Source organism: Hymenobacter puniceus (genome assembly GCF_014333525.1).
Taxonomy (GTDB): Bacteria; Bacteroidota; Bacteroidia; order Cytophagales; family Hymenobacteraceae; genus Hymenobacter.
This window is the reverse complement of sequence record NZ_JACSCX010000003.1, coordinates 797,395-808,983: the sequence shown is the minus strand read 5'-3', so window position 1 is coordinate 808,983 and position 11,589 is coordinate 797,395. Positions and strand designations below refer to the sequence as shown.

Below are 11,589 nucleotides of genomic sequence, written 5' to 3'. Positions count from 1 at the left end.
ACCAAGTGGCAGAGAACAGCGAAGAACGGAAAGTACGGATTCTGCTGGATGCTCAGCAGGCTACTGCGAGCGTCAAGGAGATGGGGGCTGCGGCTGCCATCATGAACAGCCAGCTGGTCAAGATGAGCCAGGATGATCCGCGCCGGGCGCAGCTCATCAACGACCACGCGCTTTTGCGCGACAGGATCCGGGAAACTACCTTGGCCCAGCGCACTTACGTTAAGTCGGCTGAGGAGCTGGCCGCTGAGCAGGATCAACTCATCAAGCAAAACCGCGAAGTCATGTTGAATGGCCAGCACGTGACGGCCTCCTTTAAGGAGATGAAGTCGGCGGCCGCACTGCTGGAACGGCAGCTGCACGAGCTGTCCGGCGACGACCCGGGCCGCGCGAAAATGCTGGCAGACTACCAGGCCCTGGAGCGCCGCATCGACGGCGTGAACAAGGAGCTGAAGGGCGCAGGGGAAAGCAGCGGTTTTTTTAAACAGAGCATGGCCAGCGCCTTGGGTGTCATCACAGGTGGTGGCGTGCTGGAGCTGGCCGGTCAGGCCTTCAGCTTTCTAAAAGATGCCAAAACCGACGCCGAGTCCGCCGCCCAGGCGGGCGCGCAGTTGGAGGCTACGATCAAGAGCACGGGTATGGCAGCCGGCGTCACGCAGCAGCAGATCGAGGAGCTGGCCACGGCGCGCATGGGCCTGACGCTCTTCGACGATGACGACACCAAGGCCTCGGCCTCGCTGCTGCTCACGTTCACCAACATCAAAAACGGCGTATTCCAGGAGGCCATGCCCGCCATTCAGGATCTGGCCCAGAAGATGGCCGGCGACGGCCCGGCCGATCTGAAAGGGGCCAGCATCCAGGTAGGCAAGGCCCTGAACGACCCGATCAAGGGCATCACGGCCCTGAGCCGGGTGGGCGTGTCGTTTTCCGAGGAGCAAAAAAAAGTCATCGAGCAGCTGGTGGCCACCGGCGACACGGCCGGCGCGCAGCGCATTATCCTGGGCGAGCTGAACAAGGAATTTGGCGGCTCGGCTGAAGCCGCACGCAAGGCTGCCGGGCCGCTGGGTACGCTGAAAATGCAGTTTGCCGACACCAAGGAAACCATCGGTGGCTTCGTCGTGGACGGGCTGAGCAAGGCCACCGACTGGCTGGGCCGACTCTGGGACAAAACCCAGCCGGTGCGCGACATCTTCGCCGACTTATGGCAAGAGGGCACGCGCCTCTACAACAACCTCTACGACGTTGCCGAGAGCCTGGGCCTGGTTTCTGACAAGGGCGACTCCGTGGGTTTTGTGGCCAAACTTCTGATTGGGCTTTTCAGCATCCTCACGGCCGGCGTACGCCTGACGGTGGGTACCATCAACGCCCTGGTCGATGGCTTTATCTCGCTCTATAATAAGAGTGAGGTATTTCGCGGCGTAGTTGGGGGCTTGGTCGAGACATTTAAGGGCGTAGCCAAGGCCGCCTGGGATACGCTCGGCGGGGTAGGTGACCTGCTGGTCGGCATCTTCACGCTGGATACCGCTAAAATCAAGTCCGGGCTGAAGCAGACTTTCGACAGCGTATCGGACCTGACCTACAAGGCAGGCTACCACGCGGCTGACAACTTCTACAAGGGCTATGTAGGGGCCAAGGACAACCGCATCGTGCGTAAAGCCCAAGCGCAGGCCGGCAGCGCCAACGGCGGTACCGCGGCCGACCCAGCCACGAACGGCGAGGAGGGAGGCGACGATAGCCTGGCGGAGGCTGCAGCGGCTAAACGCGCTAAGAAGGAGGAATCGGCGGAGCGCCAGCGCCAGGCTCGTCAGAGGAAAAAGGACCAGCAGCGGCTCAACGATTTGAAGGAGTGGGTAGCGCAAGAGGGCGGGTTGCTGGAAATGCGCTCGGCGCTGCACGCCCGGCTCGACGGCCAGGCCCTGAGCGACGAGATGCAGCGCCGCCAGCTGCAGCGGGAGAAGATTTTCGAGGAGGCCACGAAGAAGGTCAATCAGCTGAGCGGGCAGGAGTTGGACTATACGGAGCGGCTGAAAGCCATTGTTGCCGAGCGTGACCTGCAGCTGCGTGAGCTGGCCGGAAAGTTTGCCGAAGAGGACCTGAAAGAAAAGCAGGTGGCCCTCGACCAGAAGCTGGCGGACGAGGCGGCGGCCACGGCCGAGCGGGTGGCCCAGCTAGAGTTAAACCTGGCCAACGGCGTCATTGACGAGCAAGCCTTTCAGGACGCCGTGTACCTGGTCAAGCAAAGCGCTGCGCTGCGCGAGCTGGCGTTTCTGAAGGAAAAGTATGGGGCCGAGTCGGCCGAGGCCAAAAAGAAAAACGCTGAGATTCTCAAAGGCGAGGCCGACCACGTCACCAAGGTGCGCGCCGAGCAGGATGGGCTGCTCAAGTTTGAGAAGGGGCTCGCAGCGGCCAAGAAAATCATCGGCACGGACGAAGTGAACATGCTGGGCGACTTCTTCGGCAAGAAGTCGCTCATCTACAAAGCCGCTGTCGCCGCTCAGAAAGCCATTGCGCTAACCGAAATCGGCATCGGCCTGCAAAAGCAGATTGCCGCCAACAGCGAGGCTGGGGCCAAGATATCCGCCTCCGCGCCGCCCGTTACCGTGCCGCTGGGCGTGGCCTATACCATTGGTACCAACGCGCTGGCAGTCATTGGGGCTGCTGGGGCCACGGCCAAAGTGGCCGGCTTCCGCGAAGGCGGCCGCACACTCAGCCGCAACGGCAGCAATCTGCTCGACTTGAGCCAGCTCAGCATTGGCCTTAGCGGAAAGCTGCTGGATCAGGAGGGCTTTGCCGTCGCGGGCCTGGTGCACGAGAATGAGTATGTGATTCCCGAATGGATGCGCCAGGACCCTAAGGTCATCCAGGTCGAGCAGTGGCTGGAGCAGAAGCGCCAGCGTGGTGGGGGCAGCTTTCGAGATGGCGGCCCAACCACTGAGGGTGACGGCCACACGCCAACCGGCGCCGGGCTGCTCGGCGAGTCATCGGAAATGACGGCGTTGCTACGCACACTGGTCGAGGGACTGCGCCGGCAGGACGAGCGCATGGACACCTGGGCCCGGGAGCTAACCGTGGTGCAGCAGCTCTACGAATTTGATCAAGCCTACGACACCTACAAGAAGGTGAATCAGGAAAACGCAGTCACTGATTAATCAAGTGTTGATTATGACACTTTTTTAAGTGGCATTGCTACCCATGCAAACGCGCCCGAAAACACTGTTTTTCGGGCGCGTTTGCATGAGGTGTTTTGAACATGCCGGTTGTAACATCTTATGTAAACACCCGTTTCAGTAAAGCTCATTTATTTAGCTGGTTGCTTTGGCAGATGTGCCCTGGCGGGGGTAAACCCATAAGCTTGGTTGAGATTTTAGTCCACAAAGCGTATTTCCTCGACCTGTATCCCGCTCTTATTGCCCAATTAATGCCTGCACTCGACTTCCTGTCTGTCTTTAATGCTCAGCCCGGCGCTACCCTCTTGCTGTCTCCGGACTGGGTGATACTGGGTACCAGCGATGACTACCTGGCCGCGACCCTAACCCAGCGAGATACAATTGTGGGACAGTTCATCTTCGAGGCCTTTCCCGACAATCCCCAAACCCCCGAGGCCAACGCCGTAGCAAACGTACGCGCCTCCCTGCAGCAGGTGATGGCGACAAAACGGCCACACGAAATGGCGCCCCAGCACTACGATGTGCCCGACCGCACGCAGCCCGGCCAGTTCGTTGAGCGCTACTGGCAGGCGCGCCACACGCCGGTGCTTGATGCGCAGGGGCAGGTGCAGTGCATCATTCAATCCGTGCAGGACATCACCACCAGCCGCCAGGCCGAGCGGCAGCTGCTGGCCTGCATGCAGGCTGAGCAAGAAGCTTTTGCCGTGGCCGAGCAGCAGCGCCAACGCTTCCGCGAGGTGCTCACGCAGATGCCCGCATACATTGCCGTTTACCAGGGGCCAGACCACATCTACCAGTTCGTTAACCCCGCCTACCAGAGCTTGTTTCCGCACCGCTCCTTCCTGGGCCGGCCATTTCGGGAGGGAACCCCGGAATCCGTCGAGTTGGGGGTTGTGGCCTTATTTGATCAGGTGTACCGAACTGGGGAGCCGGTCTACCTGCGCGAAATGGAAGGCTGGTTTGACTTTCACGGCAACGGGCAGCCGGTGCAGGTCTTTCTAAATATCTCCTTACACCCGTTGCGCGATGTGCAGGGCCACATCGACGGGGTGATGGACTTCACGTACGACGTGAGCGAGCAGGTGCGCGCCCGCCAGCAAGTTGAGCACCTCAACCAGGCGCTGGAAACCCGCGTGCAGGAGCGCACCCAGGAACTGCGCGAGAGCAATGCCCACTTGCAGCGCACCAACGCGGACCTGGATACCTTTGTCTACACCGCCTCGCACGACCTCAAAGCGCCAATTACCAACATCGAGGGCCTGTTGCTGACCCTGCACGAGGTGCTGCCGGCCGAGGTGCAACAGACGCAGCTGGTGGCTGAGCCACTACGCTTGCTGCAGGACACGGTCAGCCGCTTCCGCATCACCATCACGCAGCTCTCCGACTTGGTGCGCTTACAGCAGAGCCAGGCAGGCCCGACTCAACCGGTGATGCTGGAGCCCTTGCTGGAGGCTGTATGCCACGATCTGGCCGCCGAAATTAAGGCAGCCGAGGCCACAGTGCACCTGCATATACCGGCAGAGCTGCGGATCAATTTCATTCCGGCCACCCTGCGCTCCATCGTGTACAACCTGCTCAGCAACTCCGTGAAATACCGTGCTCCTGAGCGGCCAGCCCACATCTGGGTGCGAGCTGAGCAGCAGGCCGGGGTGGTAACGCTGACCGTGCAGGATAATGGCCTGGGCTTAAACCAAGCGCAGCAGGGGCGCTTGTTTCAGGTATTTCAACGCCTGCACACCCACGTCGAAGGGTCGGGCGTTGGGCTTTACATGATCAAGCGACTCATTGAGAACGGGGGCGGCACCATTGCCGTGAGCAGTGAGCCAGGTGTGGGCACCACGTTCATCGTGGCGTTCCGCGCCTGATGCGCGCCTTTCTGTTGTTTCCGTCTTATGCCCCTCTATCTGGGGCCTCATTGTCCTTAGTCGCTCATGAAGACGCTGCTTGTAATCTGCTGCAATATTTAACAAACTAGTTCACAGAATCAGTGGTAAGAAAATACAGTTGGGGGTGTGGTTCCTCAACTTATGATCATTCCAAAAAACGCTCGGTTTAGCTACACTAGCCAATGTCCTGGAAAATATAACTTTTCGAGGGTGTTTTTTTGCTTAATCTGATCAATATGTATATTTGTTTAGGAGGTGTTTTTCGTTCACCTACTTTGTTTGCCTCTTCTAATTCATGACAACAACTCCGGCATTCATCTTAGCTAATGAGGAAGTGGAGCGTTTGCGCACCCTCCGCTATTATGACATTCTAAACTCGTTGAACGAGCAGATTTTCGATGAATTTGTGAATCTGACGGCTCGTATTTTCAGTTTGCCTATCTCCCTGATCAGCTTGGTAGATGAAGACCAGGTAGAGTACAAAGCAAGTGCTGGGCTACAAGGTTTGACATCCCAGCCTAGAGTGGAAGCGCTTTGTTCGCTCGCCATTCAGCAGGACAAGGCGGTGGTGGTGCAGGATATAGAAAAAGAAATCCAGCTTCCGGTTACCAACGAAATTAAGAAGGCTGCCCAGCTGAATAACCTGCGCTTCTATGCCGGTGCCCTGTTGCGGATGCCTGATCAGCGTAGCATAGGCACGCTATGCGTCATAGATAGAAATCCACGCTCATTCAGCGAGGAAGAACAGCAGATGCTTAATCAATTGGCTGGTTTGGTGGCGCAGACCATTGCTGTTCGGCATTTTTGCCTTGTAAGCACTGAGCTAGGGGAAGATTGTTGGAAAGACAACCAGCGGCGATTGGTCGAGGAGATACACGCACTGGTTGCGTTGGTGCGCTACGTCAATACACGCTACGGAGCTGAAGTGCCGGTGTCGCATGATGTTCTAGCGCCTGTGTCACGTCGTTTAGATGATCTGCGAGAAATCTTGCAGAACTATAGCAAGTGATTAAAGTGGGTAGTCGATAGATAAAGCAACCACTATCCAGTGACAGGCGTGTCCATAAATCGGTCGATTTCTGGACACTTTAGTTACCCGCCTCAACGGCCCCGAAAACACCGTTTTTCGGGGCCGTTTTCGTAACCCTTTTTTGGACGAGTAGTATTAATCTGTTTCTAACAAGCTAAACAGTAAAATAAACTATCATCGTCTCATGGACTTTCGCTCTTTGTCTGTGCCTGACCAAGTACGAATTGCCCAGCAAGTGTGTCAACAATTGTTTAAGCACTCGCAGACCTACCATTCATGGGAATGCATCCTGCGTGTGTTGCTCACGCTTAAATCTCTTGCTCGATGAGAAGGCAGCTGAGCCGGTAGGACGGCAGCATTTACTTCTTGTGCTTGCCGAACTCCAACGCCCATGAAAGCTGCCATCTACGCCCGCGTGAGCACCCGCGATAAAGGCCAAGACAACGAGAACCAGCTGCGCGAGCTACGGGCCTTCGCCGAACGACTCGGCTACACTATCTATAAGGAGTACCTCGATACCGAGTCGGGCGGTAAGGCCAACCGGCCCCAGTTCCAGCAACTCTTCACCGATGCCCACCAGCGCCGCTTCGACGTCGTGCTGTTTTGGGCCCTGGACCGCTTTAGCCGGGAGGGCGTTATTGAAACGCTCAACCACCTGCAGCGACTCTCGCACGCGGGCGTGCAGTTTAAGAGCTACTCCGAGCAGTACTTAGATTCAACCGGTATGTTCAAGGAGGCCATCGTCAGCATTCTGGCCACCATTGCCAAGCAGGAGCGGGTACGGCTGGGGGAGCGGACGAAGGCAGGCCTGGCCAAAGCAGTGGCAAAGGGTGCGACGCTGGGCCGGCCAGGTGTCGACACCGAGAAGCAGGTCCATGTGTTGCGGCTGAAGGCCACCGGCATTTCGAACCGGGCCATTGCTACCGCGCTGGGGCTTTCGCCAAGCACCGTGGCCAAGTACCTTGCCACCTGAGGGTGCTACTGACGCTTGGCAGTGGACGATGAATAATGTTCAAGCCACTCGCATGCGGAGGCTAGATGATCAAATATGTTGATAACAGGATGCTTGTTGCGATGCGCAAATTCCTGAATCTTATCCTGAATCTTATAGGGAGTAGTCGGCTCTTGCGCTTTCACCCAAGCGACTGCTCCAATCCCGTTTTGCCACAAACGGGGAAAATAATGCTGCTGCATCCATTCACCCAGCAGCTCCCAGCCATCTATGCCTTGGCTGCTATCCCAGAGAATTTTCGTGACTCCCGTTTGCTTGACGAAACGCATAATAATGGCGCAACTAGCCAAGGCAGAGGTTTCATCCTGTATGCCTTGCCATTCGATATAGAGCCAACGCCGGCTGGTATCTTCACTAACTGAAAAAATCGAGGATTCATACAGGGGTACAATCATACTGACGTAACGCCCGGTAAATTATGCGAGTTATACTGAAAAAAGGCTCTGTACTTATCCAATGAGGAGTTTGGAGTGCGGTTTTCACGTACAGTGTAGCGGGTAGTTACCGCAATTTCCTGTCCTTTTTGACGGCACCGCTGGGCGTGAGTTTTGGGCTCATGTTTCACACATCCCAATCCAAACCCCAGTTTTATGAAAGGATTTTTTGTGCTGCTTTTCGGCAGCATCAGTTTGTTACTGGCCAGCGCGCTGAGCAGCCCGGCCTATGCCCAGGTGCGAAGGCCTGAACCTGTCGCCTTCCACATGCAGATGCGTCACGTGTACATCGATGTGGACGCAGTGCCAGTTGCAACCGAGCAGGTGATTATAGCTCAGATGGCAGCCGTGCTGCCCGACGAGGGCAGCAAGCCGCACCCGAATCGATTTTACACCAGGTGGCGCCGGGTGCACGGTCGCTGGTACCAGTTCACGTTCCGGCGTGGTGAGCGTCGGGCCATGGTAACAACGCCTGAACCTATTTGGCGAAGTAGAAGTCGAGCATAAGTACATGCAAAAAGGGCTCTCGGCGTCGTGCTGAGAGCCCTTTTTGTTAGAAGTCCGGCATCTTAGCCAGCTGCTCGTCGTCGTCAAACATGCCCATTTTGCGCAAGTAGGTGGCCGTGATGCCGGCGTGGGCGTGTCGACAGTGGCGGCGCACCAACTCAATATCCTTGGTGGCCAAGTACAGGTTAATGGCGCCGGTGTGCTTGTAGCCGTAAATCGTATGCTCGCCATCAAACAGGCCCACAGCCTCCAACACCTTGCGGTGACGCTTGGCAAACCAGTTCTTACCTACCGGCGCGGGCCCGGGCTGCCGCTGCTTGGTGAAAATGTAGTAGTCGGGCGGGTAGTTGCGCAGTCCCGCTTGATCGATGAGCGTCTCGAGCTGGCGCACGATGCCTACGTGCTCGGCCTTGTTGTTTTTGGCGCGGTCTGCCGGAATGAGCACGGTGCGGGCCTTGATGTCTTTGACCCGTAGCAGGCGCAGCTCGCTGCCGCTGCGAATAAAGCCATAGTAGATGAACCCGATGTAGAGCAGCAGTTGCTCATCGCCCCGGGCCTGAATCTCGGCCGTAATCCGCTGGCGTTCGGCTTCCGTATAGGGCGTGTGGATGGGGGAGGCCTCCACCCGGCGTAGTTCCGTGGGCTGGCACGGATTGCGGGTCAGAATTTCCTGCTTGACTAAGTAGTTAAACGAAGCGTTGAGGCTGTTGCGGTAGTTGTTGTAGGTTTTGGCCGTAATGCCTCGCTTGCTTTGCTGCTCCAGAAAGTTGGTGACGTGTGGCAGCGTCAGAAAGCGCAAGGGGAGGTTGCCAAAGGTGCGGTACTCGCGAATCCGACGCAGGGCAACGTTATAGAATTCCAAGCCGATGCCCGCGGCTGCCTTACGCGCTACCACCCACTCGATGGCTTCCTGCACCGTGGCTTTCTTTGGGTCCAGGCCCAATGTTACCGCCGGCGTCTCCCCGGCCGTGTAGCCTTCCTGCAGCAGCTGCTGGATCTCCTTTAGTTTGTCTTTGCTCACCCGCCGCCTATCCCGGAGCGTGGTGTATTTATTCATGCCGGTATACTGCTTGCGGACGAAGTCCTGCTTGTCCGTATCCCAGATACGATAGTCGATATACCACCGCTTTGACATGTCGCCATCCGCGTCAAAAAGCCGAGGGGGATACTCTGACGAAAACATGGTGTTGTGATAAAATTGTGATAAAAATATAACATGCAACAAAAAACGGCCTCTCCGTAATGGAAAGGCCGTTTTTAAAAGTAGCGGGGACGAGAGTTGAACTCGTGACCTCAGGGTTATGAATCCTGTGCTCTAACCAACTGAGCTACCCCGCCGGGTTTTTGGTGCTGCAAAGGTAAGGACAAGATTTGTTCTAGCACAAGCTCTGAAGCAAAAAAAGCCGTGTATATTGCTTGCCTACGGTCTTTGGTAGATTCTTCCGGACCATTAATTTCCTAAGTCTGTTCTGCTTATGCCTCTTTCTGCCACTCGTCACAAACATCGGTTTACTGTCGAATTTCCAATCAACGCTTCTCCCAAGATTCTGTATCCCTACTTGGCCTCGGCTTCGGGATTGGCGCAGTGGTTCTGCCAGGATGTGCGCATCGACGAAGACCACCGCTTTAACTTCATTTGGGACAACCAGTCTCATTTTGCCGAAATGAACTCGCACCGTACCAACCGCTCGGTGCGCTATGTTTTCCTCGATCAGAACAAGCGCCTTACCCCGGATGCCAACTACCTGGATTTCACCTTGGAAGAATCGCAGCTAACCCAGGAAGTGTACCTGCGTGTGCTGGACTACTCTGAAGAAACCGACGACGATGAGTTGCAAGGTATGTGGGAAAGTCTCATTGTGAAGTTGCGTGAACTGGTAGGCGGATAAGAAGGTTCTTCATAATTGAAAAGCAGAGCGGACGCGAAACGGACAGTATCTTCGTTTCTGTTCCGCTCTTTTTTGTGGCCTCTTTTCGCCTATGCGCCCGGTCGCCGCTTCTGCATGAAAAAACTCGATAAGCTTATTCTCAAGGCCTTCGCGGGGCCTTTTGTCCTCACGTTTGCGGTGGTGGAATTTATTCTGCTCACCCAATACATGTTAAAATACCTCGACGATTTGGTCGGGAAGGACCTCGGAGCTGAGGTAATCGGGCAATTGCTCTTCTTCTTTGCCGTGCTCATGGTGCCGGTGTCCTTGCCGCTGGCTGTGCTGCTTTCTTCCCTGATGACTTTTGGTACGCTTGGTGAGCATCACGAGCTGACGGCTATCAAAACCTCAGGAATTTCGCTGACGCGGATTCTCCGGCCGGTGCTGCTAACCAGCCTTGGCCTGATGGTTGGAGCCTTTTGGTTCAACAATACCATTGTGCCCAAAGCCAACCTGAAAGCCTACAGCTTACTCTGGGATTTGCGGCAGCAAAAGCTGGCTCTGGATATCCGGCCGGGCGTGTTCTACAGTGGCATTCCGGGCTACACCATCAAAGTCAATGACAAGTTGGGTGAAGACGGCGAAGTGCTTATGGGAATTATGATTTATGACCACACGCAGGGTTCCGGTACCATGCGGGTGATTCTGGCAGATTCGGGCCGGATGTTTACGCGTTTCGGCGGGCAGTATTTAGGATTAGAGCTGTTCCGGGGGCAGAGCTATGTAGAGCAGCCGGACGCGCGCAGTCGTTCCGGCGCTACGTTCATTCGGCAGGCCTTCAACCGCAACATGATTACGTTTTCCCTGAAATCCTTTGACCTGAACCGGACACAGGTAGAGCTGTTTTCTCAAAATAAGATGATGAAGAACATTCCGCAGCTGGAATCCTTCATCGATTCACTGCAAGGGCGGTTGCAAACCGAGCGTAGTCAAGTGCCTCAGCAGCTGGCGCCCTACTATTCTTATCTGCGTTTCGACTCTACCGGCCAGGCCCTCAACCGCCGGGCCGAGCCAATTCAGATAGCAGAAGCTCGTTTGCCCGCCCTTAATGCCGGTGTGCTGGAACAAGCCACCAACCGGGCCCGCAACGTACGGGCCTTCGCCGGAACTACTGGCGAGCGGCTGGCTAACCTGGTTAAGGAATCAGGCAACTACCGCATCGAAATTTACCGCAAGTACGTGCAGTCGGTAGCCATTCTGCTGATGTTTCTGATTGGGGCACCCTTAGGGGCCATTATCAAAAAGGGTGGGCTGGGCGTGCCTATTCTGGTTTCCATTCTGTTTTTCATCGTGTACTACATCTTGTCTATCATTGGCGAGAAGTATGGACGGGAAGGGTTGATGCCTGTAACGCTGGGCATGTGGATGTCGACGGCGGCGCTGCTGCCGTTTGGCTTGTTCTTCCTCTATCAGGCGCGCAACGACTCCGGTTTGCTCGACTGGGACTTGAGCCGGTTTGTGCCTGCCTGGCTGCGCTGGCCGTTTCGCGGCTATAAGAAAGCAGTCTGACGGCTTGTAGTCGTTGTTCAGCCCAAGCTATACTTCTGAGCGAGCATCGGCAAACAACCAACAAATCACTATTTTTCTTACCTTTGCCGCCACCCCGAAATGCGGGGTGGCTTTCTTTT

The 11,589-nt window shown here is 56.2% G+C and carries 9 protein-coding genes and 1 tRNA gene; 7 read left to right on the top strand and 3 right to left on the bottom strand.

What is annotated here, in order from left to right; all coding sequences use genetic code 11:
• Window positions 1-5 precede the first annotated feature (5 nt).
• From H8B14_RS12105 to H8B14_RS12090, 4 genes are all read left to right on the top strand, one after another.
• On the top strand, window positions 6-3,146 hold the full coding sequence (locus tag H8B14_RS12105; protein WP_187315881.1) for a hypothetical protein: 3,141 nt from the start codon (window positions 6-8) through the stop codon (window positions 3,144-3,146).
• A 269-nt stretch (window positions 3,147-3,415) separates the two neighbouring features.
• A complete protein-coding gene (locus H8B14_RS12100) occupies window positions 3,416-5,029 on the top strand; it encodes a sensor histidine kinase (RefSeq protein WP_187315880.1) in 1,614 nt (537 codons plus the stop codon).
• Window positions 5,030-5,345: 316 nt separating this feature from the next.
• Window positions 5,346-6,059 carry a GAF domain-containing protein gene (locus H8B14_RS12095; protein ID WP_187315879.1) on the top strand — a complete coding sequence of 238 codons (714 nt, stop codon included), beginning with the start codon at window positions 5,346-5,348 and terminating at the stop codon, window positions 6,057-6,059.
• Between the two features lie 412 nt (window positions 6,060-6,471).
• Window positions 6,472-7,053 carry a recombinase family protein gene (locus tag H8B14_RS12090; RefSeq protein ID WP_187315878.1) on the top strand — a complete coding sequence of 194 codons (582 nt, stop codon included), beginning with the start codon at window positions 6,472-6,474 and terminating at the stop codon, window positions 7,051-7,053.
• 5 nt (window positions 7,054-7,058) lie between these two features.
• On the opposite strand, the gene H8B14_RS12085 is transcribed toward H8B14_RS12090, so the two are convergent.
• Window positions 7,059-7,487: a hypothetical protein gene (locus H8B14_RS12085; protein ID WP_187315877.1), complete on the bottom strand. Its 429-nt coding sequence runs from the start codon at window positions 7,485-7,487 to the stop codon at window positions 7,059-7,061.
• 195 nt (window positions 7,488-7,682) lie between these two features.
• Between H8B14_RS12085 and H8B14_RS12080 the strand changes: the two genes are divergently transcribed.
• Window positions 7,683-8,033 (top strand): hypothetical protein, encoded by a 351-nt coding sequence (locus H8B14_RS12080; protein WP_187315876.1) that lies wholly within the window; start codon window positions 7,683-7,685, stop codon window positions 8,031-8,033.
• Window positions 8,034-8,079: 46 nt separating this feature from the next.
• On the opposite strand, the gene H8B14_RS12075 is transcribed toward H8B14_RS12080, so the two are convergent.
• Window positions 8,080-9,168 (bottom strand): tyrosine-type recombinase/integrase, encoded by a 1,089-nt coding sequence (locus tag H8B14_RS12075; RefSeq protein WP_187315875.1) that lies wholly within the window; start codon window positions 9,166-9,168, stop codon window positions 8,080-8,082.
• Window positions 9,169-9,297: 129 nt separating this feature from the next.
• Window positions 9,298-9,371: transfer RNA gene (locus H8B14_RS12070), tRNA-Met, on the bottom strand.
• Between the two features lie 137 nt (window positions 9,372-9,508).
• On the opposite strand from H8B14_RS12070, the gene H8B14_RS12065 reads away from it, so the two are divergent.
• The gene (locus tag H8B14_RS12065) at window positions 9,509-9,922 is read left to right on the top strand and encodes an START-like domain-containing protein (RefSeq protein ID WP_187315874.1); all 414 of its coding nucleotides are present in this window, start codon (window positions 9,509-9,511) and stop codon (window positions 9,920-9,922) included.
• Window positions 9,923-10,036: 114 nt separating this feature from the next.
• Window positions 10,037-11,470 carry an LptF/LptG family permease gene (locus tag H8B14_RS12060; RefSeq protein ID WP_187315873.1) on the top strand — a complete coding sequence of 478 codons (1,434 nt, stop codon included), beginning with the start codon at window positions 10,037-10,039 and terminating at the stop codon, window positions 11,468-11,470.
• Window positions 11,471-11,589 lie beyond the last annotated feature (119 nt).

Excerpts from the sequence above, each read along its gene's own strand:
- H8B14_RS12100 (WP_187315880.1), top strand. The coding sequence starts at position 3,416 with ATGCCTGCACTCGACTTCCTGTCTGTCTTTAATGCTCAGCCCGGCGCT.
- H8B14_RS12095 (WP_187315879.1), top strand. The coding sequence starts at position 5,346 with ATGACAACAACTCCGGCATTCATCTTAGCTAATGAGGAAGTGGAGCGT.
- H8B14_RS12090 (WP_187315878.1), top strand. The coding sequence starts at position 6,472 with ATGAAAGCTGCCATCTACGCCCGCGTGAGCACCCGCGATAAAGGCCAA.
- H8B14_RS12085 (WP_187315877.1), bottom strand. The coding sequence starts at position 7,487 with ATGATTGTACCCCTGTATGAATCCTCGATTTTTTCAGTTAGTGAAGAT.
- H8B14_RS12080 (WP_187315876.1), top strand. The coding sequence starts at position 7,683 with ATGAAAGGATTTTTTGTGCTGCTTTTCGGCAGCATCAGTTTGTTACTG.
- H8B14_RS12075 (WP_187315875.1), bottom strand. The coding sequence starts at position 9,168 with ATGTCAAAGCGGTGGTATATCGACTATCGTATCTGGGATACGGACAAG.
- H8B14_RS12065 (WP_187315874.1), top strand. The coding sequence starts at position 9,509 with ATGCCTCTTTCTGCCACTCGTCACAAACATCGGTTTACTGTCGAATTT.
- H8B14_RS12060 (WP_187315873.1), top strand. The coding sequence starts at position 10,037 with ATGAAAAAACTCGATAAGCTTATTCTCAAGGCCTTCGCGGGGCCTTTT.